Annotated in this window: 23 protein-coding genes; 15 read left to right on the forward strand and 8 right to left on the reverse strand. The window is 67.9% G+C overall.

Going from position 1 to position 25,552, the window contains the following annotated elements; all coding sequences use genetic code 11:
• Positions 1 to 8 precede the first annotated feature (8 nt).
• Positions 9 to 908, reverse strand: a complete 900-nt coding sequence (locus tag AAFM92_02695) for an aldo/keto reductase (protein MEL7299269.1) — start codon at positions 906 to 908, stop codon at positions 9 to 11.
• A gap of 1 nt (position 909) precedes the next feature.
• Positions 910 to 2,064, reverse strand: a complete 1,155-nt coding sequence (locus AAFM92_02700; GenBank protein MEL7299270.1) for an LLM class flavin-dependent oxidoreductase — start codon at positions 2,062 to 2,064, stop codon at positions 910 to 912.
• A gap of 121 nt (positions 2,065 to 2,185) precedes the next feature.
• Between AAFM92_02700 and AAFM92_02705 the strand changes: the two genes are divergently transcribed.
• The 5 genes from AAFM92_02705 to AAFM92_02725 are packed head-to-tail and all read left to right on the forward strand — an operon-like array spanning position 2,186 to position 6,590.
• On the forward strand, positions 2,186 to 2,848 hold the full coding sequence (locus AAFM92_02705; GenBank protein ID MEL7299271.1) for a GntR family transcriptional regulator: 663 nt from the start codon (positions 2,186 to 2,188) through the stop codon (positions 2,846 to 2,848).
• 5 nt (positions 2,849 to 2,853) lie between these two features.
• Complete coding sequence (locus AAFM92_02710) at positions 2,854 to 3,969, forward strand: Gfo/Idh/MocA family oxidoreductase (GenBank protein ID MEL7299272.1); 1,116 nt, start codon at positions 2,854 to 2,856, stop codon at positions 3,967 to 3,969.
• Between the two features lie 48 nt (positions 3,970 to 4,017).
• Entirely contained in the window at positions 4,018 to 5,037 is a 1,020-nt protein-coding gene (dusA, locus tag AAFM92_02715; protein ID MEL7299273.1) for a tRNA dihydrouridine(20/20a) synthase DusA, read from the forward strand.
• 3 nt (positions 5,038 to 5,040) lie between these two features.
• Positions 5,041 to 5,859: a sulfite exporter TauE/SafE family protein gene (locus AAFM92_02720; protein MEL7299274.1), complete on the forward strand. Its 819-nt coding sequence runs from the start codon at positions 5,041 to 5,043 to the stop codon at positions 5,857 to 5,859.
• Complete coding sequence (locus AAFM92_02725; GenBank protein ID MEL7299275.1) at positions 5,856 to 6,590, forward strand: hypothetical protein; 735 nt, start codon at positions 5,856 to 5,858, stop codon at positions 6,588 to 6,590. The genes AAFM92_02720 and AAFM92_02725 overlap by 4 nt, the downstream gene beginning before the upstream one ends.
• 3 nt (positions 6,591 to 6,593) lie before the next feature.
• Here AAFM92_02725 and AAFM92_02730 read toward each other — a convergent pair whose 3' ends face one another.
• The 3 genes from AAFM92_02730 to ccmI are packed head-to-tail and all read right to left on the reverse strand — an operon-like array spanning position 6,594 to position 8,517.
• A complete protein-coding gene (locus tag AAFM92_02730; GenBank protein MEL7299276.1) occupies positions 6,594 to 6,842 on the reverse strand; it encodes a DUF1289 domain-containing protein in 249 nt (82 codons plus the stop codon).
• A complete protein-coding gene (gene ruvX / locus AAFM92_02735; protein MEL7299277.1) occupies positions 6,839 to 7,318 on the reverse strand; it encodes a Holliday junction resolvase RuvX in 480 nt (159 codons plus the stop codon). Before ruvX ends, AAFM92_02730 begins: the two co-directional genes overlap by 4 nt.
• Positions 7,315 to 8,517 (reverse strand): c-type cytochrome biogenesis protein CcmI, encoded by a 1,203-nt coding sequence (gene ccmI, locus AAFM92_02740; protein ID MEL7299278.1) that lies wholly within the window; start codon positions 8,515 to 8,517, stop codon positions 7,315 to 7,317. Before ccmI ends, ruvX begins: the two co-directional genes overlap by 4 nt.
• A gap of 162 nt (positions 8,518 to 8,679) precedes the next feature.
• Between ccmI and AAFM92_02745 the strand changes: the two genes are divergently transcribed.
• The 7 genes from AAFM92_02745 to AAFM92_02775 all read left to right on the forward strand — a co-directional run bounded on the left by AAFM92_02745 (position 8,680) and on the right by AAFM92_02775 (position 15,599).
• Entirely contained in the window at positions 8,680 to 9,924 is a 1,245-nt protein-coding gene (locus AAFM92_02745) for a sarcosine oxidase subunit beta family protein (GenBank protein MEL7299279.1), read from the forward strand.
• A 52-nt stretch (positions 9,925 to 9,976) separates the two neighbouring features.
• On the forward strand, positions 9,977 to 10,132 hold the full coding sequence (locus AAFM92_02750; GenBank protein MEL7299280.1) for a hypothetical protein: 156 nt from the start codon (positions 9,977 to 9,979) through the stop codon (positions 10,130 to 10,132).
• 33 nt (positions 10,133 to 10,165) lie between these two features.
• Positions 10,166 to 10,489 carry a sarcosine oxidase subunit delta gene (locus tag AAFM92_02755; GenBank protein ID MEL7299281.1) on the forward strand — a complete coding sequence of 108 codons (324 nt, stop codon included), beginning with the start codon at positions 10,166 to 10,168 and terminating at the stop codon, positions 10,487 to 10,489.
• Entirely contained in the window at positions 10,486 to 13,464 is a 2,979-nt protein-coding gene (locus tag AAFM92_02760; GenBank protein MEL7299282.1) for a sarcosine oxidase subunit alpha family protein, read from the forward strand. The genes AAFM92_02755 and AAFM92_02760 overlap by 4 nt, the downstream gene beginning before the upstream one ends.
• Positions 13,457 to 13,990, forward strand: a complete 534-nt coding sequence (locus tag AAFM92_02765) for a sarcosine oxidase subunit gamma family protein (GenBank protein MEL7299283.1) — start codon at positions 13,457 to 13,459, stop codon at positions 13,988 to 13,990. The genes AAFM92_02760 and AAFM92_02765 overlap by 8 nt, the downstream gene beginning before the upstream one ends.
• 122 nt (positions 13,991 to 14,112) lie before the next feature.
• Entirely contained in the window at positions 14,113 to 14,712 is a 600-nt protein-coding gene (locus AAFM92_02770; protein ID MEL7299284.1) for a superoxide dismutase, read from the forward strand.
• 11 nt (positions 14,713 to 14,723) lie between these two features.
• Positions 14,724 to 15,599 (forward strand): metallophosphoesterase, encoded by an 876-nt coding sequence (locus tag AAFM92_02775; protein MEL7299285.1) that lies wholly within the window; start codon positions 14,724 to 14,726, stop codon positions 15,597 to 15,599.
• Here the strand turns inward: AAFM92_02775 and AAFM92_02780 are convergent.
• Positions 15,596 to 16,153: a TIGR00730 family Rossman fold protein gene (locus tag AAFM92_02780; protein MEL7299286.1), complete on the reverse strand. Its 558-nt coding sequence runs from the start codon at positions 16,151 to 16,153 to the stop codon at positions 15,596 to 15,598. The two genes, AAFM92_02775 and AAFM92_02780, sit on opposite strands and share 4 nt — an antisense overlap.
• Positions 16,154 to 16,278: 125 nt before the next feature.
• Here AAFM92_02780 and AAFM92_02785 point away from each other — a divergent pair, with 125 nt between their 5' ends.
• Both AAFM92_02785 and AAFM92_02790 read left to right on the forward strand, forming a co-directional pair.
• Positions 16,279 to 17,685, forward strand: a complete 1,407-nt coding sequence (locus tag AAFM92_02785; protein ID MEL7299287.1) for a LysM peptidoglycan-binding domain-containing protein — start codon at positions 16,279 to 16,281, stop codon at positions 17,683 to 17,685.
• A gap of 63 nt (positions 17,686 to 17,748) precedes the next feature.
• On the forward strand, positions 17,749 to 19,515 hold the full coding sequence (locus AAFM92_02790; GenBank protein MEL7299288.1) for an ABC transporter ATP-binding protein/permease: 1,767 nt from the start codon (positions 17,749 to 17,751) through the stop codon (positions 19,513 to 19,515).
• Positions 19,516 to 19,620: 105 nt separating this feature from the next.
• Here the strand turns inward: AAFM92_02790 and AAFM92_02795 are convergent, their stop codons facing one another.
• Positions 19,621 to 23,316 (reverse strand): efflux RND transporter permease subunit, encoded by a 3,696-nt coding sequence (locus AAFM92_02795; GenBank protein ID MEL7299289.1) that lies wholly within the window; start codon positions 23,314 to 23,316, stop codon positions 19,621 to 19,623.
• Positions 23,317 to 24,549: an efflux RND transporter periplasmic adaptor subunit gene (locus AAFM92_02800; protein MEL7299290.1), complete on the reverse strand. Its 1,233-nt coding sequence runs from the start codon at positions 24,547 to 24,549 to the stop codon at positions 23,317 to 23,319.
• A gap of 234 nt (positions 24,550 to 24,783) precedes the next feature.
• On the opposite strand from AAFM92_02800, the gene AAFM92_02805 reads away from it, so the two are divergent.
• Positions 24,784 to 25,458: a hypothetical protein gene (locus AAFM92_02805; protein MEL7299291.1), complete on the forward strand. Its 675-nt coding sequence runs from the start codon at positions 24,784 to 24,786 to the stop codon at positions 25,456 to 25,458.
• The last annotated feature ends 94 nt before the right edge of the window (positions 25,459 to 25,552 follow it).

Below are 25,552 nucleotides of genomic sequence, written 5' to 3' on the forward strand. Positions count from 1 at the left end.
GCTTGCGTCTAGGGGACTTCGTGCCCGAGGGCGGCGGTGTAAAGCTCAAACCACGTCTGGCGGTCCATCTCGACCTTGAGCGCGTCGGAGAAGCCCGCGATGCGCTTGAGATTGTTGGTCCCCATGACGGGCATGATCCGTGCGGGATGCGCGAGGAGCCATGCCACGGCGACGGCGGTCTCGTCGACGCCCTGCGCCTCGGCCACCTTGCCCAGCGCCGTCATGACGGCCGCGTTGCGGAAGAGCTCACCGCCCGCGAGCGGCGACCACGCCATGGGCGGCACGCCGCGCTCCTGTAGGTAGGCGATGTCCCCGTTGGTGAAGGGGGCGTGGTGGAGGAGGCTGATCTCGATCTGGTTCGTGACGAGGGGCGTGTCCATGGCCGATTGCAGGAGGTTCCAGTCATGGAGCTTGAAGTTCGACACGCCCACATGGGCGACCTTGCCCGCCGCCACGACGGCGTCGAGGGCGGCGCCCGTTTCCGCTGCGTCCATCATCGGGTCCGGGCGGTGGATGAGGAGGAGGTCGATCTTGTCCACGCCCATGAGCCGCAGCGAGTGGTCGACGGAAGCCGTGATATGGGCGCCGGACGTGTCGTAATACTTCACGCGCGCACCGGCGTAGCGGCCCGCGGGCGCCACGATATCGCATTTCGTGACGATCTCGACCTTGTCCTTCAGCGCAGGCGCAGCCTTGAACGCCGCGCCCAGTAGCTCCTCGGCCTCGTAGCCGCCGTAGATGTCGGCCTGGTCCATGGTGGTAATGCCTTGGGCGAGGCAGGCTTCGATCTTGGCCTCGATGTGCGACGGCGAGGTATCGTCGTCGTCGCCCAGCCGCCACATGCCGTAGACGATGCGGCTGAGCTCGAGCGGGGCGTCTTCGCCCTTGGCTAGCGTGATGCGGTCCATGTCAGCGACGGTCTCCGGTTCCGAGGGGGGTGGCGGGCGTCGTGGCGGGCACGCGCCCATAGGCGTGGGGCAGGCTGAGCGTCTCAAGCTCGGGCATCACGAGGCGGCCGAAATGCTTGGCCTCGTCGATATGGGGGTAGCCCGAGAAGATGAAGGCGCGGATGCCCATCTTCTTGTATTCTTCGATCTGCGTGAGGATCTGGTCGGCGGAGCCCACAAGTGCCGCGCCGCAGCCGGAGCGGGCTCGGCCCACACCCGTCCAGAGGTGGGGCTCGACGTAGCCATACTTGTCGGCGAGCTCGCGGGCCTTGGCCTGGTGGGAGACGCCGAGCGAGGTGCTGTCCAGCGCGCGGTCGCGGATGAGCGTGCCGTACTCGTCGTCGAGCTTCGAGACAATGTAGTCTGCGTATTCGCGGGCCTCGGCTTCGGTGTCGCGCACGATCATGTGCACGCGGAGACCGTAATCCAGCGTCCGGTCATACTTTTCAGCGACTTGGTGGACGTCCTTCATGCGGCCTTCGAGGTTTTCCTTGGGCTCGGGCCACATGAGATAGACGTCGCAATGCTGCCCGCAGAGATCGAGCGCGGCGGGAGAGTAGCCACCGAAATAAAGGAGCGGCCCGCCCGTCTGGTAGGGGCGTGCGGGGTCGGTCGTGACGCCGTCGAACTGGTAGACCTCGCCGTGGTGGGTGATCTCGTCCCGCGTCCAGGCCTGCTTCAGGATCTCCACCACCTCGCGGGAGCGTTGGTAGCGATAGCCGCTCTCGGCTTTCTCCCCGGGGAAGTCCGAGGAGATGATATTCACCGTGAGCCGCCCCTCCATCATGTGATCGAGCGTGGCGATGGTGCGAGCGAGCATGATGGGCTGCATCTCACCGCAGCGGACGGCGGCGAGCATGTTGATCTTCTCGGTGAGCGGCGCGCAGCCGGCCACGAAGCTCAGCGTATCCTGCCCGACCTGGTAGGAGGAGGGGCACAGGATATTGCGAAATCCCTGCCGCTCGGCCTCGAGCACGATGTCCCGGCAATGGGCCCAGCTCGAGCGGAGGGCGCCATCGGGCACACCGAGAAACTGGTAATCGTCCGAGCAGAGCGCCGAGAACCAGCTCACTTCGGCACCGGTCAGGTCTGGGGAGGTGATGGGGACGACGCTCATCGATTCTTCCGCGTGGAGCTATTCATTTGACGCTTGCGTAACAGCCGGGACGGGGTGCATCAATAGTGTATCAATAATCGAGTCTTCCTCCATGGATGCCCGCGGGAGCCTGCCAAAACACATGCAGATCAGCGAATTGCTCGTGCGCGAGATCGCGGCGGGGCGGCTCGCCGACGGGGCGCGCCTGCCCGGCGAGCGAGAGATGGCGCAGGGGCTCGGCGTGGCCGTGGGCACGCTGCGCCGCGCGCTCGATGACCTGACGGCGCAGGGATTGCTGGAGCGCGTGCAGGGCTCCGGCAACTACGTGCGCCAGCGCGCGGATGCGCGATCGGTTTACGCGTTCTTCCGGCTCGAGCGGCCTGAGGGGGGCGGGCTTCCCACGGCGGAGGTGATCTCGGCCGAGGCCGTGTCGCGCCCTGAATACTTGCCCACAGATGGCCGGGAAGCGCGCGTGCTGCGGGTCCGGCGGCTGCGGCGGCTCGACGGCGTGGCTGCGGCGCTGGAGGAAATCTGGCTCGACGCGCCCGGCGCCGCCGATTTGGCCCGCCAAGAGCTTTCCGAAAGCCTCTACCTCACTTATCAAGAGCGTCTCGGGATCGCGATTGCACGCACAGAAGATCGCGTGGGCACGGGCACGCTGCCGGATTGGGGTGCGCTTGGCCCCGCGCCCGGCAGTATCGTGGGCCATGTCGCGCGGCGCGGCTGGGCCGGGGGGCGCGTGGTGGAGGCGTCCGAGACATGGTTTGACAGCGAGGCGGCGCAGTTCGTCTCGCGCACGAGGTGAGAGCGATGAAGAAGGTCCGCTACGGCATCATCGGCTGCGGCATGATGGGGCAGGAACACATCCAGAATATCGGGCTCCTGCCGCAAGGCGAGGTGAGCGCGGTGCTCGATCTCGTGCCGGAGATCGCCGAGCATGCCTCCGCCATGGCGGGCGGCGCGCGCATCGCGACCACGATGGAGGACATGGTCCGGGACGAGAACGTCGACGCGCTCGTCATTGTCTCTCCGAACCATCTGCACGTCGATCAGCTCTTCGAGATCTCCCGCATCCGGCACCTGCCGATCCTCTGCGAAAAGCCGCTCTACACCCACGCGGACCAGGCCGGGCGGCTCAAGGTCTTCGAGGAGCGCTACCAGGCGCCCGTGTGGGTGGCGATGGAATACCGCTACATGCCGCCCATCGCCGCGCTTCTGAACGAGGTAAACGCGGCCACCGGCGGGATCGAGATGCTCACGATCCGCGAGCACCGCTTCCCGTTCCTGCCCAAGATCGGCAACTGGAACCGCTTCAATCGCAACACCGGCGGCACGCTCGTCGAAAAGTGCTGCCATTTCTTCGATCTCATGCGGCTCGCGATGAAATCCGAGCCCGTGCGCGTCATGGCCTCCGCCGGGCAGGCGGTGAACCATACGGGCGAGAGCTATGGCGGTGAGGTCCCCGATGTCTGGGACAACGGCTACGTCATCGTGGATTTCGCCAACGGCAAGCGCGCGATGCTCGAGCTTTGCATGTTCGCCGAAGGCTCCCGCTACCAGGAGGAGATCGCCGCCGTGGGGCGTGACGGCAAGATCGAATGCCAGGTGCCGGGGCCGGGCCGCTTCTGGGCCGCGCATCTGGGGCCCGCGCCGGTGCCCCGTGTGGTCGTCTCGCCACGCTCGCCCAAGGGCCCCACCGAGCGGGACATCCCGGTGGATCCGACGCTGCTCGAGGCCGGCGATCACAACGGCTCCACCTACTACCAGCATGCCCGCTTCAATGCCGTGGTGCGCGGGGAGGGCCAGGTGGAGGTGACGCTCACCGACGGCGCGCGCGCCGTGGAGATGGGGCTTGCCGCGCAGCAATCGGCGCTCGAGGGCCGCGCGATCGCCCTCGATTTCGGCGACGCCGCAGCGGTGGCCTGAGCGCGGCGGACTTCCCTTCAGAGCCGCGATCCGCTACCCCGCCGCGTCATGACCCGCACTGTGCCTGTAGATCCACCCGAGGAGACCGTCGCTCGCCTCTCCGTCGCGCCCATGATGGCGTGGACGGACCGGCATTGCCGGATGTTTCACCGGCAGTTCACGGCTCACACACGGCTCTACACCGAGATGGTGACATCGGCCGCCCTCGTGCGGGGCGGGGCGCTCAAGCTCCTTGACCATGACCCCGCGGAGCATCCGCTGGCGCTACAACTCGGCGGCTCCGAGCCCGGCGAGCTGGCCCAGGCCGCACGCATGGCCGAGGAGGCGGGCTACGCGGAGGTGAACCTCAATGTCGGCTGCCCGTCCGACCGCGTGCAATCGGGCACTTTCGGCGCGGTGCTGATGAAAGAACCCGCGCGCGTGGCCGCCTGCGTCGCTGCCATGGCCGCCGCCGTGACGATCCCGGTGACGGTGAAATGCCGGATTGGCGTGGATGATCAAGACCCCGCGGACGTGCTGCCGGCCTTCCTCGAAACGCTGCAGGCGGCGGGGCTGCGGCAGGTGACGATCCATGCGCGCAAGGCGTGGCTTAAAGGGGTAAGCCCCAAGGAAAACCGGGACATCCCGCCCCTCGACTACGATCTGGTCTACGCGATGGCCCGCGCCTTCCCGGGCCTTTCGCTCGCGATCAACGGCGGCATCGAGAGCCTAGACGCGGCCGAGGCCCATCTCGCGCATATGGCGGGCGTCATGGTGGGCCGCGCAGCCTATCACAGGCCTGCCGATCTCCTCATGGACGCCGATACGCGCCTCTTCGGCGCGGGGCTCCAGCGCAGCCGCGAGGAGGTGCTCGACGCCATGGAGCCCTATATCGCGCGGCACCTCGAGGGCGGCGGCAGCCTCCATCAGGTGACGCGGCACATGCTCGGGCTCTATGCGGGCCAGCCCGGCGCGCGGGCCTGGCGGCGGATCCTGTCAGAGGGCGCCACGCGGGAGGGGGCGGGGTTCGCGCTCCTGGCCCAGGCGCGGGACGCTGTCACCGGCGCGCAGGCTGACGCGGCCGCCTGATCCATGGACTGGACGAGCCTTTTGCCCATCGCGGGCGCGCTTCTGGCGATCGGTGCCTTCGCGGGTATCCTCGCAGGCCTTCTGGGCGTGGGGGGCGGGATCGTCCTCGTGCCCGCCTTTCTCTACAGCTTCCGCGCGCTGGGCTTCGACGGGCCTGACGTGATGCAGCTTTGCGTGGCGACCTCTCTGGCGACCGTCGTGGTGACGTCCTGGCGCTCGGCGGCCTCCCACAACAAGAAGGGCGCCGTGGATTGGGAGATCCTGCGCGCCTGGGCGCCGGGGCTCGTGGTGGGCGCGGCGCTTGGCGTCCTGACGGCGGCGCAGCTCGGCTCCGGGGCGCTGCAGCTCATCTTCGGCGGGCTCGCGGCCTTCGTGGGCCTCTACATGGCGCTTGGGCAGAGCAGTTGGCGGCTCGGCCCCGTGCTCCCCTTGGGCTGGGGCGGGCGCGCGGCCGCCGGGGTGATGGGGCTCCTGTCGGTGCTCATGGGGATCGGCGGCGGCTCCTTCGGTGTGCCCACGATGACGCTCTTCGGTGTGCCGATTCACCGCGCCGTGGCCACGGCCGCGGGATTTGGCGTGGCCATCGCGGCGCCGGCTGTGCTTGGCTTCCTCTTCATCGAGGTCTCGGGCCCCGTGCCGCCATTCACCGTGGGCGCGATCAACCTTGTGGGCTTTGCCATCATCGTGCCCATGACGGTCCTCACCGCGCCCTACGGCGCGCGCATCGCCCATGCCCTCCCCGCCGGGCAGCTCAAGCGCGTCTTCGGCGCCTTTCTGCTTCTCGTCGCGGGCAACATGGTCTTCGAAGTGCTCGCGCCGTGAGCGGGCCGGGCTGGGAGCGGTTCACCATCCCGGGTCTCGCCCCCTGGCTCGACGCCGTGCGCCCCGTGGCCGAGGCCATCGCCGAGGACCCTGACGCGCGCGCAGCCTGGCTCCGGCACGGCGAGACATGGTTTGCCGGGGTCAACGTGCTGCGCAACGATGCGCGCGGGGCCGTTCCGGGCGGGCCGCCCTTGCCGGACAGTCTAGGCGATCACGACTGGGATGCGGGGCAGCTCTCCATCGTTTATCCAGGCTATCCGCAGCGCGACGCGGACGAGAGCGAGGCCGCGCACCGCTTTCGCCGCCTCAGGGACGCGGCCCATGTGGACGGGCTCCTGCCCGTGGGCCCGGAGCGGCGGCGCTTCATGCAGGAACCTCACGCCTTCGTGCTCGGGCTGCCGCTCAACACTTGCCCGGCGGGGGCGAGCCCGCTCGTCGTCTGGGAGGGGAGCCACGAGATCATGCGCGCGGCCTTCACTGCGGCGCTGGAGGGCGTGCCGCCCGAGCGCTGGAGCACGGTGGACCTGACAGAGACCTACCACGCGGCGCGGCGCTATTGCTTCGAGACGTGCAAGCGCGTCACGCTTCCCGCCGCGCCCGGGGAGGCGACGTGGCTCCACAGGCTCACGCTCCACGGCGTCGCGCCGTGGGAGGCGGGCCCGTCAGAGGGCAGAATGATCGTCTATTTCAGGCCGGACTTCGCGGGAGAGGACTGGCTCTCTCCGCCGTAAGCCTCAGCGCGCGCGCTGGGCCCGGCCCCCGCGGCGGACCTTGAGGCGAGGTGCGCGGGAGGGAAGCTCGGCCATGATCGCGCGGCGCGTCTCGGGCGTCAGCGTGCCCCAGGACCCGATCTCGTCGAGCGAGCGCAGGCATCCCACGCAGATCCGCTCCGTGGGATGGATGGAGCAGAGCTTCACGCAGGGGCTCTCCACCGTGTCGCGGGTCCAGACAGCGTCAGTCTGATTCAAGATATCGTCGCTCATGCCCCTTCTTTGCCCATATGTTGTAGCCTGTCCAGCGCTCCTTGCAGGATATACGCGGCGGCGACCTGATCGATGATCTCCGCGCGACGTTTGCGTGTCGTATCTGCCTCAAGGAGGGCCCGTTCCGCGGCCACGGTGCTCAGCCGCTCGTCCCAGAAGGTGATCGGGAGATCGGTGAGCGCAGTCAGGTTGCGTGCGAAGGCGCGGGTGGCCTGGCAGCGCGGGCCTTCACTGCCATCCATGTTGCGCGGCAGACCCAGGACGATGCCCGCGGCCTCGCGCGCGGCGAGCGTCGCCAGGAGACGGGCCGCATCCTGAGAGAATTTCTTGCGCCGCACGGTGTCGAGCGGGGTGGCCACGCTGAGCCGCCTGTCTGAAAGCGCGATGCCGATGGTGTGTGTGCCGAGGTCGAGGCCCGCGATGGGCGCGCCCGGGGGCAGCGCCGCGCGGAAATCGGCGATGTCGTCGAGGATCATTCGAGGCCCGTCTCCACGGCGGTGGTGGCGAAGAGCCGCATCGCATCGGCGCGGTCGGCAAAGACCTCGCGGGCTTCATCAAGGATCGCCTGCGCGCGCGCCCGATCGCCCAGCACCGCCTGCGCCCGGATGAGGCGCGCCCAGTCGGCGGGCGGGCCGCCTTGCGTGGCGAGACGGTCGGCGAGACCCTCGACCATGCCCGCGATCATCTCCGCGCGGTCGGCGGCGTCGAGCTCTGCTGCGGCGGCGATGTCCTCCTGCGAGGGGCCGCGCCCCTCGGGCAGAACGTAGCGGATCCCGGCGGCGGCGGCCGTTTCGGGGATTTGCTCGCGGATCGCGGCATACCATCGGTCGGTCGGCGCGCTCTCCTCGAGAAGCGGCCGCCAAAGGGCGAAGGCCGCGTCGGCGCGTCCGGTCTGGTTGTACATGAGGCCGAGATAGTACCGCGTAGGTGCGTCCTCGGGCGCAGCCGCGGCGGCGCGGCGCAGCACTTCCTCCGCCTGGGGAGAGACAAAGCCCCCCGCGGCCACGATCATCAGCTCCGCGAGATCCCGGATATCGGCCCCGGTGACGTCCTCGCCCTTTACCGCCATGAGGCGGCGCTGTGCTGCGATGGCGGCCTCGAAATTCCCAAGCTGCGCTTCGTTCTGCGCGAGAAGGGCGAGGCCGCGCTGATCCTCGGGGTTGGCGGCTACGGCGCCGCGCAGCCGCTCCATGATCTCGGCATCGGCCGGGTCAATTTCGGGCCGCGGCACCACGCTACGGAATTGCGCCTCGGCAGCCGATTGGCTCGGGCGCTCGGCGGCGCGAGCATCCATCGCGGCCATGCGCGCCTCGAGAGGCATGTCCCCGTAGCCCGGCACGCCGATCAGGAGATAGACGCCGATGGCCAGCGCCCCGGTGAGGAGACCCGCCCCCAGGAGGAGCGCCCCGCCGCCCTGGCGTGCACCGGGCGCACCGCTCGCTTCGGCATCGGCCGCGAGGAGGCGGCGGGCGATCTCGCTCCGCAGCGCCTCGGCATCGGCCTCGGTGATGGTGCCGCGCTCCAGATCGCGGGCCACTTCCTCGAGCTGCGCCTTGTAGATCTCCACGTCTTGGCTCTCGGCCACGTCGGCGGGGCGCGCGCGCAGGCCCGTGAGCGCCACGATCACGACGACCGCAGCGGTGAGGGCTCCGACGATGGTCCAGAATGCAAACACGCGTGGCTTTCTCCCGTTGCCGCCCATGTAAGCCACGCATCCGCGAACCGAAAGAGCAGCGCCCGACGCGCCTATGTCGCATCCACGCGATGGCCTGACGCTCATAGTCATGGGGCAGGGGCACGCGCGGCTACAACGGGTGAGCCTTGAGGAGGGACATGGATGAAACGCTACTCAGCCTTTGCCATCGCGCGGGAGGCGTTGCGCTTTCACAGCGGCTGGGAGCGGGCCTGGCGGTCGCCGGAGCCAAAATCCGCCTATGATGTCGTCATCGTGGGCGCCGGCGGGCACGGCCTCGCCACGGCCTACTACCTCGGCAAGAATTTCGGCATCACCAACGTCGCGGTCATCGAGAAGGGATGGCTCGGCGGCGGCAATACCGGGCGCAACACGACCATCATCCGCTCGAACTACCTTCAGGATGCATCGGCGGCGATCTACGAGAAGGCGCGGTCGCTCTACGAGGACCTGAGCCAGGACCTCAACTACAACGTCATGTTCTCCCCGCGAGGCGTCATGATGCTCGCCCAGACGGAGCACGAGATCCGCGGCTACAAGCGCACCGCCCATGCCAATGCCCTGCAGGGCGTGGCCACTGAATATATCGGGCCCGAGCGGGTGAAGGAGCTTTGCCCGATCATCTCCATCGACGGGCCGCGCTATCCCGTGCTCGGCGCGCTCTGGCAGCCGCGGGGCGGCACGGCCCGCCACGACGCGGTCGCCTGGGGCTACGCGCGCGCCTGCTCGGACATGGGCATGGACATCATCCAGAAATGCGAAGTCACGGGCGTGATGTCGGAAAATGGAAAGGTGTCGGGCGTTGAGACCACCAAAGGCGCCATCAAATGTTCGAAATTGGGCATCGTCGTCGCCGGGCATTCGGGCGTTCTGGCGGAGATGGCGGGCTTCCGGCTGCCCATCGAGAGTGTCGCGCTGCAGGCGCTCGTCTCCGAGCCCATCAAGCCCTGCATGGATGTCGTTGTCATGGCCAACACCGTGCACGGCTACATGAGCCAGTCAGACAAGGGCGAGATGGTGATCGGGGGCGGCGCGGATGGCTTCAACAATTACACCCAGCGCGGCTCCTTCCACCACGTGGAGGAGACCGTGCGCGCGCTCATCGAAACCTTCCCCATCATCTCGCGGCTCAAGATGCTGCGCTGGTGGGGCGGGATCGTGGACATGACCGGAGACCGCTCGCCGATTCTGTCGAAAACACCGCTCGAGAATTGCTTCATCAATTGCGGCTGGGGCACGGGCGGCTTCAAGGCGATCCCGGGCTCCGGCTGGGGCATGGCAGAGCTCATGGCCAAGGGGCATTCGCCACTCACCGCCGAATTCGGCCTCGACCGCTTCCGCGAAGGGCGCTTCATCGATGAATCCGTGGCGGCGGGGGTGGCACATTGATGTCTTGTCTCGCGCGCCTATCTCTCTCGTCAGGGAAACGAGGAAGGATTCCATGGGTTTCATCACGCGAAACGCACCTGCCTTCGCCGGGCTCGGCGCAGGCATCTTCGGCGGCCTCGTGGCCATCATGCTGGGCGTCGTCATCTTCACGGGCGAAGGCCTCGGCAGCGACGGCGAACCGCCCGTGCAGGTCTACACCAACTTCTGAGGCGGGCCCGCGCGCGCCTCACGGGGGTGCGACATGCTGATCCTCACATGCCCGTCCTGCGGTGAAGCCAAAGACGAAACCGAACTCGCGCCCGGAGGCGAGGCGCATCTGACCCGCTTCGGCCCGGGAAGCTCCGAGAGCGAGTTCGAGGCCTACCTCTTCCACCGGCAGAACCCCAAGGGCGTCCATTTCGAGCGCTGGCGCTGCGCGTCAGGCTGCGGAAAGTGGTTTCACGCCGCGCGCTGCACGGCGACGAACGAGGTCTTCGGGACCTATTCCGCGCAAGTCACGGCGCCCCCCAGGGAGATCCACGAGGCCATCGCGGCGCGCCGCCCGGACTGGGAGGTGCCCTCATGAGCACGCGGCTCAAGACCGGCGGGCGCCTCGTCGACCGTGCCAAGCCGGTGGAATTCACATTCAATGGCAAACGGCTGAAGGGGCTCGCGGGCGATACCCTCGCCTCCGCGCTGCTCGCCAATGACCAGATGCTCATGGGGCGGTCCTTCAAGTATCACCGCCCGCGCAGCGTGGTGACCTCGGACGCCTCCGAGCCCAATGCACTCTTCAACTTGGGGCGGGAGGGCCAGTTCGAGCCCAACGCGCGGGGCACGATGACCGAGCTTTTCGACGGGCTCGAGGCCGCCTCGCAGAACCACTTCCCGTCGCTCGAATTCGATGTGGGCGCCATCAATGCGCGCCTCGCGCGGTTCCTGCCGGCGGGCTTCTACTACAAGATGTTCATCCATCCGCGACCCTTCTGGAAGCACATCTACGAGCCCTTTATTCGCCAGTCCGCCGGTCTCGGGAAAGCGCCGAAGGCGCGGGACGCAAGCACCTACGAGCATTTCCACGTCCATTGCGACCTGCTCATCGTGGGCGGCGGGATCGCGGGGCTGCAGGCCGCCCTGACGGCGGGGCGTGCGGGGCGCGAGGTGCTGCTCTTCGAGCAGACCGCCCATTGGGGCGGGCGTGCCGTGGTCGACGGCGCGGTCATCGACGGCCAGCCTGCGGACGCCTGGGTGAGCGCGGCGCTCGCAGAGCTCGACGCCATGCCTCACGTCAAGCGCCGTGCGCGCACGATGGGTGCTGGGGTCTACGATCATGGCTACGCGCTGGGCTATGAGCGGCTTTCGGATCACGCGCCAGGGGCGGCGGGCCCGCGGCACAGGCTCTGGCGCATCCGCGCGGGCCACATCATCGCGGCCACGGGCGCCATCGAACGGCCCCTGAGCTTTGCCGGCAATGACTTGCCCGGCGTAGTGCTGGCCTCGGCGTTGCGCGACTACGTGGTGAACTGGGGCGTCTCGCTAGGCGACCGCGCCGTGATCGTGACGAACAACGATGATGCCTACCGCACCGCGCTTGCGCTCAAGGAGGCGGGCCTCGACGTGCCCGCCATCATCGATGCGCGTGCGGGCGGCGGGGGTGCCTTGGCCGATGAGGCGCGCAAGCGTGGTATCCGCATCGAGACAGGAAAGGGCATCGCCCTTGTCCACGGTGGCAAGCGCGTCACGGGCGTGTCGCTTTGCGCGCAGGCGGGCGAGGGCGCGGCGCTCGAGGAGATCGCCTGCGATTGCGTGGCGATGTCGGGAGGCTGGTCCCCGGTCGTGCATCTATGGAGCCATTGCGGCGGCAAGCTCCTGTGGGACGAGGAGGGCGCGATGTTTCGCCCAGATCCCGCGCGGGGGCCCACGGGCGCGGATGGCATGCCCTTCGTGACGACGGCGGGCGCGGCGTCGGGGCCTTTGACCACCGCCGGCGTGCTTGCGGATGCCACGGAGGCGGCGGGCGGCGGCGACGTGCCCTTCGCCGAGGAGCCCGCAGCGGCACCGCTGGAGCCCGTCTGGATGATGCCGCAGGGGGCGAGCTACAAGCTCCGCTCCAAGGCGTGGCTCGATTTTCAGAACGATGTGAAGGTCTCGGACGTGCAGCTCGCGGCGCGGGAGGGCTTCGAGAGCGTGGAACACGCCAAGCGCTACACCACGCTCGGCATGGCCACCGATCAGGGGAAGCTCAGTAATATCAACGGGCTGGCGGTCCTGGCGAATGAGCTCGGCACCGACATTCCCGCCGTGGGCACCACGACATTCCGCCCGCCCTATACGCCCATCTCCATGGGCTCCATCGCGGGCGAGGCGCGGGGCGAGATCTTCCAGCCTTTGCGGAAGACGCCGCTGCACGACTGGCACGAGGCGAACGGTGCCCATTGGGAGCCGGTGGGGCATTGGCGGCGGCCTTACACCTTCCTCCGCGCGGGTGAGAGCGTCGAAGAGGCCGTGGCGCGAGAGGTGAAGAACACCCGGCAAGCCCTTGGGTTGCTTGATGCATCCACGCTGGGCAAGATCATCGTGACCGGCCCGGATGCGGGCAAGTTCCTCGATATGATGTACACCAACATGATGTCGACCCTGAAGCCCGGGCGCTGCCGCTACGGGCTCATGTGCTCGGAAAACGGCTTTCTCATCGACGACGGCGTCGTGGCGCGCGTGGACGAGGACACGTGGCTTTGCCACACCACCACGGGCGGCGCGGACCGCATCCACGGGCACATGGAAGAGTGGCTTCAGACGGAGTGGTGGGACTGGAAGGTCTACACCGCCAACGTCACCGAGCAATACGCGCAGATTGCCGTGGTCGGCCCGAACGCGCGCAAGGTGCTCGAGGCTCTGGGCGGCATGGATGTGAGCGCGGAGGCGCTGCCCTTCATGGCCTGGGCAGACGGCACGATCGGCGGCTTCGACGTGCGTGCCTACCGCATCAGCTTCAGCGGGGAACTCAGCTACGAGATCGCCGTGCCCGCCGGGCAGGGCCGCGCGCTCTGGGACGCGCTTCTCAAGGCGGGCGAGGCCTTCGGCGTCATGCCCTACGGGACAGAGGCGCTCCACATCATGCGCGCCGAGAAGGGCTTCATCATGATCGGAGATGAGACCGACGGGACGGTGATCCCGCAGGATCTCGGCCTCCACTGGGCGCTCTCGAAGAAGAAGGACGATTATCTCGGCAAACGCGCACAGGCGCGGACGCACATGGACAATCCCGACCGCTGGCAGCTTGTCGGGCTCGAGACCCTCGATGGCTCGGTCCTGCCCGATGGCGCCTATGCCGTGGCCGACGGCACAAACGAGAACGGGCAGCGCAACATGCAGGGGCGTGTCACCTCCACCTACCATTCCCCCACGCTTGGGCGCGGGATCGCCATGGGGCTCGTGCACAAGGGGCCAGACCGCATGGGCGAGACGCTGACCTTCCCAAAGGTCGACGGCACGGAGGTCACGGCCCGGATCGTGAGCCCAGTCTTCTACGACCCGGACGGGGAGAAGCAGAATGTCTGAACGGATCCACGCGGGGCTCGTGCGACTGCGCGAGATGCCGACACGCGGGATGATCACCCTCCGCGGCGATCTGGACGACGCTTCGCTCCGCAAAGCGGTGGAGGCGGGCGTGCCCATGCCAGAGCGCGGGCGCCTCACGGTGGCAGGCGCGCGCATGGCGGCGTGGATGTCCCCCGATGAACTCCTCCTCATGGCGCCGCATGGGGCTGTGACGGAGGACATCGCCGCGCTCAAGGCCGCGCTCGCGGGCACCCATCACCTCGTGGCGGACGTCTCCGACGCGCGCTGTGTCATGGAACTCACTGGCGCCAACATCCGGGAGGTGCTGGCCAAGCTCTCTCCTGTGGATTTCCGCGATTTCGACGTGGGCCGCTTCCGGCGCACGCGCCTTGCGCAGGTGCCCTGCGCCGTCGGCATGGTCGCGGCGGACCGCGCAGAGCTCATCGCCTTCCGCTCGGTGACAGATTACGTCTGGGCGGTGCTTGAAAACGCCAATGACGCCGCGGCCCCGGTGGGGCACTTCTGACCACACGCGCGCGCCGAAGGGCGAAGGGAGTGCAGGGGCGGAGGCCTGCCGCTGCCCTTGACCTTATGCAAATCGCGGCGACATAGAAGCGCACGACTATCAAAGCATTCAAGGAGCCTCCCATGGCGTTCGAGCTTCCCGATCTTCCCTATGCCCACGACGCGCTTGCCGACAAGGGCATGTCGAAGGAGACGCTGGAGTATCACCACGACCTGCACCACAAGGCCTATGTCGACAACGGCAACAAGGCGATCGCGGGCACCGAGTGGGAGGGCAAGACCCTCGAGGAGATCATCGTCGGCACCTACGACGCGACCGCCGTGGCGCAGAACGGCATTTTCAACAACATGTCCCAGCTTTGGAACCACAACCAGTTCTGGGAGATGATGGGCCCGGGCGACTCGAAGATGCCCGGCGAGCTTGAAGCCGCCCTGAAGGACACGTTCGGCTCCGTCGACCAGTTCAAGCAGGAGTTTTCCGCTGCGGGCGCAGGGCAGTTCGGCTCCGGCTGGGCGTGGCTTGTCAAGGACAAGGACGGCGCGCTCAAGGTCACGAAGACGGAGAACGGCGTGAACCCTGTCTGCTTCGGGCAGACGGCGCTCCTCGGCTGCGACGTTTGGGAGCATTCCTACTACATCGACTTCCGCAATGCGCGTCCGAAATACCTCGCCAATTTCCTCGACAACCTCGTGAATTGGGAAAACGTCGCCTCCCGCATGTAAGGTCGTGTTCCGTGAGCATCCTGATTGGGCTGGCGGTTCTGCTGCTGGCCCTTTTCATTTACGCGGCCTGGATCGAGCCGGCATGGCGGCTCCGGGTGGTGCGCTACGACCTGCCGCTAAAGGGGTGGGGCAAGCGTCGTCCGCTCCGGATCGTCATCATCTCCGATCTTCATGCCGGGGCGCCGCACCTGCCGCTGCGCCGCGTGCACCGCATCGTGCGGCGCGCACAGGCGGAGGCGGGGGATGTGGCCGTGCTCCTCGGCGACTACGCGGCCGCGCACCGCTACACGGTCGGGCATTTGCCCGTGCCAGACATCATCGGCGCGCTCAGGGCCTTCACGGCCCCGCTTGGCACCTACAGTGTCCTCGGGAACCACGATTGGTGGCAGGACAGGCAGGCCTACCCGGAAGGGCGGCCCACCGTGACGGCGCAGGCGCTGAGCGATCACGCGATCCCCCATCTCGACAACGAAGCGGTGCGGCTCCGCGAAGGCGACGACGCGTTCTGGCTTCTGGGCCTCGCCGATCAGCGCCCGCTCTCGCCGGACCCCAAGGTTGACGGGTTCGACGATCTCGACGCCGCGCTGGAGCAGGTGAGCGATGATGCGCCCGCCATTCTCTTGGCCCACGAGCCCGACATCTTCCCCGACATTCCCGAGCAGGTCGCGCTCACGCTGTCGGGCCATACCCATGGTGGACAGATCCGGCTCTTCGGAAGGTCACCGGTCATCTGGTGGGTGGGCTGCGAGAAGTATGCCTACGGCGTCTACGCCCACGGTGCGCAGCGCATGGTCGTCTCGGGCGGGATCGGCTGTTCCGAATACCCCGTGCGCTTCAACATGCCCCCCGAGATCACGGTGGTGACCGTGCGTGGGGAGGATGGCTAGGCCAGCGTTTTTTCCACGTGCGCGAGCGCGCTGTCGACGTCGGGCGTGACATCGAAGAGATCGCGCAGGCTCGCCGCCGCGAAGCCCTGCTCGATCACGTGGTCGATCAGCGTCACGAGGGGCTGCCAGTAGCCCGCGATGTCGATGAGCACGATGGGCTTGCCGTGAAGGCCGAGCTGCGCCCAGGTGAGCACCTCGAAGAACTCGTCGAGCGAGCCGGCCCCGCCGGGCAGGATCGCGATGGCGTTGGCATTCATGAACATGACCTTTTTGCGCTCGTGCATCGTCTCGGTGACGATGTACTTGCCGAGGTCGACCTTGCCGACTTCCATGCGCACGAGGTGTTCGGGGATGACGCCGAACGTATCGGCCCCGGCCTCGATGCTCGCGCGCGCGACCTCGCCCATGAGGCCGACATCTCCCGCACCGTAGACGAGCCGCCAGCCGCGTGCGCCGAGCCCCGCGCCCAAAGCCTGTGCGGCAGCGACATAGGCCGGGTCCGCGCCAGGCCGGGAGCCGCAAAAGACACAGAGCGAGACGGGAGTGGCAGCCATGGCGCAGTCGTCCTCAAATCAAGGTGTGGGGGCTTTGACCCTGCAAGGCAGAAAGTCTAGGCTTCGCAGCAACATGACGGCGGGGGCTCTGGAGGGCAACCCCGCGCGTCGGGGGGAGACAGAGCATGGCAGCGAGCGGACGCTCATCACAGCGCAGTGTGCTGATTTTCGGCGGCGTGGCCGTGGGTGCGGCGGCTCTCCTTGCAGTGCTGTTGCTCCAGCCGGAACGGGATGCGCCCGAGGTCGGAGAGGCCGTGCCCATGGCGCCCGAAGAGACCGCTCCTGCCGTTGCGACGCCGGAAGCGGGCTCCGAGGCGGCGACCATGGCGGAAGCGCCTGCGGCGGCGTCGCAGGAGCCGGAGCCGACCGCGCTCGCAGACGCGGATACGGATGGGACCGAGCTGGAGCCTGACATGGCGCACCCGAGCTTTGACACGGTGCGCGTGGAGGCTGACGGCGCGGCGCTGCTCGCGGGCCGCGCGGCCCCCGGCGCGGATATCGACATCCTTCTCGATGGCGCGCTTCTGGCCGCTGTGACCGCCGATGGCGGGGGGCGGTTCGCGGCCTTCGTCACGGTTCCTGCCTCGGAAGCCACCCAATCGCTCACGCTCATGGCGCGGAAGGGCGGGCAGGAGCTCGCTTCGCTCAACGCGCTTTTCGTGGAGCCTGTCGTGCCGCGCGTGGCTGCTGCGCCGGAGGCCATCGCCATGGCCGAGCCCACGATCGAGTCGGACGCGCCAGATGAAATTGCCACGACCGTCCCGGCCACCGGCCCCGCGGCCACGGCGATGCCGGAGGAGTCGAGCCCCGCGCCCACGGGCGTGAGAAAGCCCCACGCGCCGGACGCGCTGGCCAGCCTCGAGGCGGGCGACGCCCCGGAGATCGCCTCGCAGGCAGCGGCGCCCCTGACCTCCGCGGCCCCCGCCACGGCTGAGCCGCGCGTCCTCCTCGCCGATGAAGAGGGGCTCCGCGTCGTCCAGAGCCCGAACGCCATGACCAACGTCGCCCTCGACACGATCACCTATGACGACGCGGGCGATGTGAGCCTCGGCGGACGCGGAGAGGGCGCGGGTTTCGTGCGCATCTACCTCGATGACGAGCCCATCACGACCTCCCGCATCGCCCCGGACGGCAGCTGGCGCACCGCGCTCCCCGATGTCGATACTGGCATCTACACGCTGCGGGTCGACGAGGTCTCGACCGAGGGCGTGGTGACCTCGCGGGTGGAGACCCCCTTCAAGCGCGAGGATCCCGGGGTCGTGGCCGAGCTCGCCGCCGAGGACCCGCCCACCGAGACCGGCATCATCGAGACGGCGACCGTCGCAACGGAGACGCTGGAGACAGGGGCCGTCGCGCTGGGCGTGCTCCGCCCCGACGTCATGACCGTGCAACCGGGATCGACGCTCTGGGCCATGGCGCGCGAGACCTACGGGCAGGGGATCCTCTACGTGAAGGTCTTCGAGGCCAACCGGGACCGCATCCGCGACCCCGATCTGATCTATCCCGGTCAGGTCTTCGACATGCCAGAGTAGCGCCCGGTGGCCGAGTCAGCCCCGGCCGGGGCCAGCCAGCATAGCCAGCAGACTCGGGCCGAGATCGGGGTCATCCGCCGCGTGCTGCCCTATCTTTGGCCCGCGGGCGAGCCCGTGATGCGGGCGCGCGTGGTGCTCGTGATCGTCTCGCTCGTGGCCGCGAAGCTCGTCTCGGTCGCCACGCCCATCTTCATGGCGAACGCGGTGGACAGCCTCGCGGGGGAGCGGCCGGACCCTGTGGGCCTTCTCGCGGCGGGGGCGCTCGGGCTCACGGTGGCCTACGTGGCGCTGCGCTTTCTCAATATCGGCTTTCAGGAGCTGCGAGGGGTGCTCTTCGCGCCCGTGGCGCAGCAGGCGCTCCGGCGGCTCGGGCTCGCCACCTTCCGCCACATCCACCGCCTGAGCCTGCGCTACCACATCAGCCGCAAGACAGGCGGGCTCTCCCGGATCATGGAGCGCGGGGTGAAGGGCGTGTCGTTCCTGCTGCGCTTCTTTCTCGTTTCCATCGGGCCGCTCCTCCTCGAGCTCGTGCTCATTTCCGCGGTGCTCTGGGCGTTCTTCGACGTGCGCTACCTCTTCGTGCTCCTCGCGGCGGTGGTGACGTTCGTGCTCTTCACGACCATCGTGACCGAGTGGCGCGTGAAGATCCGGCGGGAGATGAATGCTCAGGATACTGATGCCAACCAGAAGGCCATCGACAGCCTCCTGAACTTCGAGACGGTGAAGTATTTCGGCGCAGAGGCGAGCGAGGCCGCGCGCTACGACGCAGCCATGGCAGGCTACGAGGCCGCGGCGCTCCGCACGAGCTACTCGCTGGCCGCGCTCAATCTCGGGCAGGCGCTGATCGTGAACGTGGCGCTCCTGACCGTCCTTGTCATGGCGCTCCTCGAGGTGCGCGCGGGGGGCATGAGCGTCGGCGATTTCGTCCTCGTGAACAGCTACATGATGCAGATCATGGCCCCACTCAACATGCTGGGTTTCGTCTATCGCGAGATCCGTCAGAGCCTTGTGGACATGGGCGACATGTTCCTGCTCCTCGACGAGAAGCCGGAAGTGGAGGATGCGCCGGGCGCGCCTGCTCTCGCCGTGAATGGCGGCGAGATCGTGTTCGATGATGTGGCTTTCGGCTACGAGGCGGCGCGGCCGATCCTGAAGGGCGTGAGCCTGACCGTGGCACCGGGCGAAAAGGTCGCCATCGTGGGCGCATCGGGAGCGGGCAAGAGCACGATCGGGCGGCTTCTCTTCCGGTTCTACGACGTGGCCGGCGGCGCGCTCCGCATCGACGGGCAGGATGTCCGCGATGTCACGCAGGAGAGCCTGCATGACGCCATCGGGGTCGTGCCGCAGGACACGGTGCTGTTCAACGACACGATCCGCTACAACATCGCCTTTGGAAAAGACGGCGCCACGCAGGACGAGATCGAGGCGGCGGCGCGGGCCGCGCAGATCCACGATTTCATCGTGAGCCTGCCGGAGGGCTACGAGACGCGCGTCGGGGAGCGGGGGCTCAAGCTCTCGGGCGGCGAGAAACAGCGCGTGGGGATCGCGCGCACGCTCCTGAAGGATCCGCCGATCCTGCTCCTCGACGAGGCAACCTCCGCGCTCGATACCGAGACGGAGCATGACATCCTCGGCGCGCTCAAGGCCATGGGCGAGGGGCGGAGCGTGATCACAATCGCGCACCGGCTCTCCACGGTCATCGATGCCGACCGGATCGTGGTGCTGGAAGAGGGCCGCGTGGTGGAGGAGGGGAGCCACGAGGTGCTTCTCGCCGCGGAGGGGCGCTATGCGAGCCTCTGGCACCTGCAGCTCAATGAAGAGGTGGCCTGAGGCCGGTGCCGCCTGCCTCGGACGGCTCCCGCCCACCCCCAGCGGCTCTGGCCTCGGAGACTACGCCTGGAACCCCCCGCCGCCCTCGGCAGGCGACGTCGCGCTTTACTCGGCGGCCTTGAGCGGGGTGAGGCCGGGAACGCCCGGCACATCCGTGCCGTCCGGGCGGGTGTCCGGCGTCTCGTCCCAGAGGATCTCGGGGGCCTTGATCCGCCGCGCCTCGCGCTTCAGCGCCCAGTCCTGCGCCGCGCGGCTGCCGCGGCCGAAGGAGAGCCGCGCGAGGAGGCGCGCGAACCAGCGGACATAGGTCGTGGCCCAGACCCGGAGCGCCAGCATCGAGGGGGTGAAAACGAGGGTGAGAACAGTGGCCACGCCAAGCCCCCAGACCACTGCCGTGGCAAGCTGGATCCACCAGAGCGCGGTGGGGCTTTCGATCGTGTAGCCGCCGCCGATGAAATCGAGCGAGAGGCCGAACATCATCGGCGCGAGGCCCGCCATGGTGGTGATCGTGGTCAGGAGCACGGGGCGGATGCGCGCCTCTGCCGTGCGCACGATCGCCTCGATCCGGGGCATGTAGCGCGAATATTCCTGGTAGGTGTCTATGAGGACGATGTTGTTGTTCACCACGATCCCTGCGAGCGCCACGATCCCAGTGCCGGTCATGATGATCGAGAAGGGCTGGTTCATCACGAGCATGCCGATGAGGACGCCGGTCGTGGACAGGATCACCGCCAGAAGCACGAGCGTGGCGTTGTAGAAGCTGTTGAACTGCGCGAGCAGGATAATGAACATCAGGCCGAGCGCGCCAGCGAAGGCCTGGCTGAGGAAGGCGCCGGATTCCTCCTGATCCTCCTGGTCGCCGGTCCATTCCCATTGCAGGGTCGAGGGGAAGGGACGCGTGTCGAGCCATTTGGTGAGCTCGGCGATCCGCTCGTTCGCCGTCACCGGGATCACCTGAAGGCCGTTGGCGCGGGCCTCCTCGGCCTCCGGGCTCTCTGCGGGGACAAGGCCCAACGTCTCCTCGCCGTCCATGATCTTGGCGAGGCCCGGCTCCACGTCGGCCTTGACGTTGTAGAAGCGCTTCTGGTCGATCCGGTTGATGAGGCCGAGCTTGGCGACCGGCTCCCGCGTGACGAAGTTCGAAAGCGGCACGAGGCCTTGATTGGTACGGACCTTGAGAGTGTCGAGGGTGGAGAGCACGCGGTCCTCGGCGGGCAGGCGCACGCGGATCTCGTTCTCGTCGTCCGAGCCCTCGGGCGTGTAGACATCGAGGAGGATGCCGCGCGTGACGAGCTGGACCATCCCGCCCACGGTGGCCACGTCCGCGCCGTAGCGGCCGGCCTTTTCCACGTCCACGTTGATCTGCCAGTCGATGCCCGGAAGGGGCAGGCTGTCTTCGATGAGGATGAGGCCTGGCGTGGCCTCGAACTGCGCGCGCGCGGCCTTGATGGCGGCGGTGAGCTCCTCGAAGCTGTCGCCCCGGATTCGCAGGTGGACGGGCTTGCCGGAGGCTGGGCCCTGGGCGAGGTTCAGCGTCTCGGTGTAGATGCCCGGGATGCGCGCGAGATCGGCCTCGAGCTCCTCGAGGACCCGGTCGCCGTCGAAATTCGGATCCACGGCATTCGTCTGGAACGGCACCACGCCGAGGATCTCGGTCTGGCCGGTGACGACGGGGCGGTCCTCCCACGGGATGAGCTCGATCTGGGCCTGGGCTATGGTGTCGAGCGGGCTCGAAGCGCCGCCGGTATTGGAATTGAGCCCGCCCTCGCCGGCGAAGGCGAAGGTGCTGTCCACGCCTTCGTGGCGCAGCAGCACCTCTTCGACGTCCTTGAGGACGGCGTCCTTTTCCTCGAGCGAGAGGTTCCCGCGGGCCCGGACATAGACGATCGCCTGCTCGGGCTCGCTTTCCACGAAGAACTCGACGCCGTTATTGTTCTGCCCGAAATAGCCGAAGACGGAGACGACGATGAAGCCCACTGTCCCGATGGTGACGATGGGCATGATGGGATTGCCGGCGATGAACTTGATGAAGTGGCCAAAGGGCGTGCGCTGGTGGCCCGAGCGGACGCGGCGCTCGCGGCCCCGGAGCTCGGCGGCGCCAAGGGCGATGGAGGTGGTGACTGCGCCGAGGAGGAAGATCAGCGCGCCGGGGATTGCTGCGGTGATCCCCTCGGGCGCGCCGTCGCCCAGCAGGTAGCTCGGATTGAGGAGCTGCATCGCCCCGAGGAAGGTGATCATGAGCGTGACCGGCACGAGCGCCGCGCGCACCACCCAGGGCAGCCCGCCGCGCAGGCCCTCGGAGATGTTGGTGATCGCCCGGGAGAAGCGGCCCGTCACGCCCCCCAAGACCGGCAGGTAGACGAGCGCCACGATGAGCGAGGCCGAGAGCACGAAGATCAGCGTCACCGGCAGCATGCCCATGAACTCCCCCGGTACGCCGGGCCAAAAGAGCATGGGCAGGAAGGCGCAGAGCGTCGTCGCCGTTGAGGAGACGATGGGCCAGAACATGCGTTTGGCCGCGTCGGTATAGGCCTCCATGGGGCCCGCGCCATCGCGGATGCGCTTGTCGGCGTATTCCACCACGACGATGGCCCCGTCCACGAGCATGCCCACCGCGAGGATGAGGCCGAACATGACGATGTTGGACACGGTCACTCCCATGATGGCGAGGAAGACGAAGCACAACAGGAACGAGGTGGGGATCGCGAAGCCTACGAGCAGCGCCGGCCGCGTCCCGAGCGCGGCGAGCACCACGATCATGACGAGCGCGACAGCCGTCAGCACCGAGCCCTCGAGCTGGCTCACCATGGATTTGACCACGCGGGATTGGTCGTTGGAGACGGTGACGTCGATCGCCTCCCGCAGCGTGGGCTCCCACGCCGCCTCGGCGGCCTCGACCTCGGCGCGCACGGCGTCGGCAGTGTCGATGAGGTTGAAGCCCTTCCTCTTCACCACCTGGAGCGCGATGGTCGTCTCGCCGTTGAAGCGGGCCGTGCCGGTGGCGTCCTCGAAGGTGGGACGGATATCGGCGATATCGCCCAGCGTGATGACGCTGTCGCCGTTGATCTTCACGGGCAGCGAAAAGACATCCGTGGCCTCGTCGAAGGAGGAGGGGATCTTGACGGCGAAGGCGGAGCTGGCGCTTTCGACCTCGCCGGCGGGGATGAGCTGGTTGTTGTTGACGACCACGTTCACCAGTTCGCTGGCGGTAACGTTGTAGGACTCGAGCTTCAGCGGGTCGATGATGACCTCGAGCATCTCCTCGCGCTGGCCTGTGAGCGCGGCCTCGAGCACCGCATCCATGCTCTCGATCCGGTCCTGCAGGTCTTTGGCCACGCGCAGCATCGTCCGCTCCGGCACCGGGCCGGAGAGCGAGACGATCATGATGGGGAATTCCGAGAAATTGAGCTCGTCGATCGTGTAGCCGTCCCAGCCCGCGGGGAAGTTCGACTCCGCCCTTTGCATGGCCGCGCGCACGTCCGAGAGCGTCTGGCTCTTGTCCCAGCCGAATTCGAATTCGAGGACGATGTTGGCGTAGCCGTCCGCGGCGACGGAGTTCATGGTGTCGAGCCCGTCGAGATCGGAGAGCTCTGTTTCCATGGGCTTCACGAGAAGCTTCTCGGAATCTACCGCCGAAATGCCCTGGAACGGGACGGAGATGACAACGGCGGGGATGTCGATGTCGGGCTCGCCTTCCTTGGGAAGGAAGGCATAGGCCACGCCCCCCACCACGAGCGAAAGCACGATGAAGGCCAGGATCATCCGCGCGCGCGACGCGGCCCAATCGACGATACCAGTCATTTACTCGGCCTCTCTCACAGTGGGCGCCACGGGGACGCCCTCGGTCACGAATTCCTGCCCCAGCACGATAACACGGGCCGTCTCGGCGAGCCCTGTGACAAGCACGCCTTGCGGCGTGTCGCGCAGGAGCGAGACGGGGATGAAGCGGGTGATGTCCTCTGCGTCGGCGATGCGCACGCCAAGATCGCCCGCGGCGTTGAGCGTCAGCGCGGAGCCCGGCAGAAGATGTGCAGCTGTACCCTCCGCGCGGATCAGGATGTCAGCGGTCTGCCCGTCCCGGATCGAGAGGTCCGTGTTGGCGACCTCGATCTCCACGCGGAAGGTCCGTGTCAGCGGATCCGCCTGGCGGGACGTGAAGGTGACAGCACCGGCGACCTCGCGGCCCGAGACCAGGATCGCCGTGGCAGCGGCGCCGATTTCGACGCGGTCCACGTCTGCCTCGGCCACGAAGCCAACGAGCTTGATCGGGTCGAGCTGGATGATGGTGGCGCAGGAAAGGCCGGGCTGAAGCAGCGAGCCGAGCTCTGCCGTGTCGCTTTCAAGGAGCCCGGAGAAGGGCGCTTTGATGCTGAGGCGTTCGATCTCCTTCTCGGCGGCAGCCACGGCGGCCTGCGCGCTCTCGATGGCCGCTTGCGCCGCCGAAAGGCCGCTCTCGGCCGATTGCACGGACGAGCGCGCCGCCTGCACCCGTGCGCGGGTCTGTGCCACGCGGGTCTCGGAAGCAAAGCCGTCCACGCTGAGCCGGGAGGCGGCGTTGTCGTTGATGAGCGCCTCTTCGAGCGCGGCCTCGGCTTCGATGACGCGCGCTTCGGCGGAGGGGACGCCTGCGCGAGCCTCAGCCAGCCGGGCGCGGGCTTCCGCGAGGCTGGCGTTGCGGGTGCCGGGGTCGAGCTCGCAGACGATCTGGCCCGCTTCCACGAAGGCGCCGCGGCGGAGCGGGGGGCTGATGACCTGCCCGGTCGTCTCGGCTTTCACATCCACCTGTCGGGAGGCCTCGGTCCGGCCGCGCACGGCCACCGCGCTGTCGATGGTGCGGGCCGTGGAAGGCTGCACCACGACCGCGATGCGCGCGTCCTCCTCTGCGCGCTCCTCGGCGACCTCGGCCACCGCGTCCTCGACCTCGGCGGGTGCCTCGGCGCTTTCGCCGGCTCCCGTGATCAGGTCCCGCTCGAAGACGAGAAGGTAGAGCACGGCCACAACGATGAGCGCTGTGAGGATCGGCAAAAGGCGCATTTGTTAGACTTTCTCAAAGACCTGTCCAATGCTGCACCGCAAAAGGTGTCATGTGACAGGCTAAACTCCTTGGTTTGAATTAGGCGTCTCCGTGCGTCAGCGCAAGGAAAAGCGCCAAACCGCCGCTGCTTGCGCAAAGCCGCGCGTGACCGGGCTGGCGGCGCGTTTCGCCTTGAGGCACGCGGTCTTGCCGGGATATGGACCCACCGAACAGGCAATCAGGGGATATGCGCCGTGAGCAACACCGACGGGTTCATCGCCGAGGTCGAAGAAGAACTGCGCCGCGACAGGTTTTCGGCGCTGCTCAGGCGCTATGGCTGGATCGCCGCGCTGGCGGTGATCGTGCTCGTGGGCGGCACGGCCTGGAACGAATACCGCAAGGCGCAGGCCGAGGCCGAAGCGGAGGCGCGCGGCGACGCTATCAATACGGCGCTCACGCTCCCAGACGCCGCCGCGCGCGGAGCAGCGCTCGCCGCCAGTGACGGCATCGTGGAGGCGTTCCTCGCGGCATCCGAGTTCCAGACGGCCGGCGACACCGCCGAGGCGGTCGAGGTGTTGGGGCGCGTGGCCTCCGACCCCGAGACGCCCGCGCTCTACCGCGATCTCGCCCAGATCAAGCGGCTGGCGATCGACACCGACGTCTCCGGCGCCGATCGCGCGCTGGCGCTGTCGGCGCTGTCAGAGCCAGGCGCGCCCTACCGGACCGTGGCTCTGGAGCTTTCAGCGCTCGATCTCGTCGCCGCGGGGGAGACTGAGGCCGCCATCGACGCCTTTAACGCGATCATTCAGGACGCGGAGGCCTCGCAGGTTCAACGCCGCCGACTCTCGGAGGTGGTCATCGCTCTCGGCGGTACGCCCGAGTTGGCAAGTGCCCTCCCGGGTGCTAGTGGGTTTGTGCCTTCAGAATAAAAGAGAGAGCGGGCAGGGTGGTGGAACGTTTTCGTCGGTTGGGTGGTCCGTTGGGTGGTCCGCGGGCCGGTTCCGCGGTGCGCAGCACCTGCGC

The organism is Pseudomonadota bacterium, assembly GCA_038533575.1.
Taxonomy (GTDB): Bacteria; Pseudomonadota; Alphaproteobacteria; order Rhodobacterales; family Rhodobacteraceae; genus Shimia_B.

Bases quoted from the DNA above. Each gene is read 5' to 3' on its own strand.
- AAFM92_02760 (MEL7299282.1), top strand. From the start codon at position 10,486: ATGAGCACGCGGCTCAAGACCGGCGGGCGCCTCGTCGACCGTGCCAAG.
- AAFM92_02755 (MEL7299281.1), top strand. From the start codon at position 10,166: ATGCTGATCCTCACATGCCCGTCCTGCGGTGAAGCCAAAGACGAAACC.
- AAFM92_02745 (MEL7299279.1), top strand. From the start codon at position 8,680: ATGAAACGCTACTCAGCCTTTGCCATCGCGCGGGAGGCGTTGCGCTTT.
- AAFM92_02800 (MEL7299290.1), bottom strand. From the start codon at position 24,549: ATGCGCCTTTTGCCGATCCTCACAGCGCTCATCGTTGTGGCCGTGCTC.
- AAFM92_02710 (MEL7299272.1), top strand. From the start codon at position 2,854: ATGAAGAAGGTCCGCTACGGCATCATCGGCTGCGGCATGATGGGGCAG.
- AAFM92_02780 (MEL7299286.1), bottom strand. From the start codon at position 16,153: ATGGCTGCCACTCCCGTCTCGCTCTGTGTCTTTTGCGGCTCCCGGCCT.
- dusA (MEL7299273.1), top strand. From the start codon at position 4,018: ATGACCCGCACTGTGCCTGTAGATCCACCCGAGGAGACCGTCGCTCGC.
- AAFM92_02695 (MEL7299269.1), bottom strand. From the start codon at position 908: ATGGACCGCATCACGCTAGCCAAGGGCGAAGACGCCCCGCTCGAGCTC.
- AAFM92_02730 (MEL7299276.1), bottom strand. From the start codon at position 6,842: ATGAGCGACGATATCTTGAATCAGACTGACGCTGTCTGGACCCGCGAC.
- AAFM92_02795 (MEL7299289.1), bottom strand. From the start codon at position 23,316: ATGACTGGTATCGTCGATTGGGCCGCGTCGCGCGCGCGGATGATCCTG.
- AAFM92_02785 (MEL7299287.1), top strand. From the start codon at position 16,279: ATGGCAGCGAGCGGACGCTCATCACAGCGCAGTGTGCTGATTTTCGGC.
- AAFM92_02700 (MEL7299270.1), bottom strand. From the start codon at position 2,064: ATGAGCGTCGTCCCCATCACCTCCCCAGACCTGACCGGTGCCGAAGTG.
- AAFM92_02750 (MEL7299280.1), top strand. From the start codon at position 9,977: ATGGGTTTCATCACGCGAAACGCACCTGCCTTCGCCGGGCTCGGCGCA.
- AAFM92_02765 (MEL7299283.1), top strand. From the start codon at position 13,457: ATGTCTGAACGGATCCACGCGGGGCTCGTGCGACTGCGCGAGATGCCG.
- ruvX (MEL7299277.1), bottom strand. From the start codon at position 7,318: ATGATCCTCGACGACATCGCCGATTTCCGCGCGGCGCTGCCCCCGGGC.
- AAFM92_02770 (MEL7299284.1), top strand. From the start codon at position 14,113: ATGGCGTTCGAGCTTCCCGATCTTCCCTATGCCCACGACGCGCTTGCC.
- AAFM92_02705 (MEL7299271.1), top strand. From the start codon at position 2,186: ATGCAGATCAGCGAATTGCTCGTGCGCGAGATCGCGGCGGGGCGGCTC.
- AAFM92_02720 (MEL7299274.1), top strand. From the start codon at position 5,041: ATGGACTGGACGAGCCTTTTGCCCATCGCGGGCGCGCTTCTGGCGATC.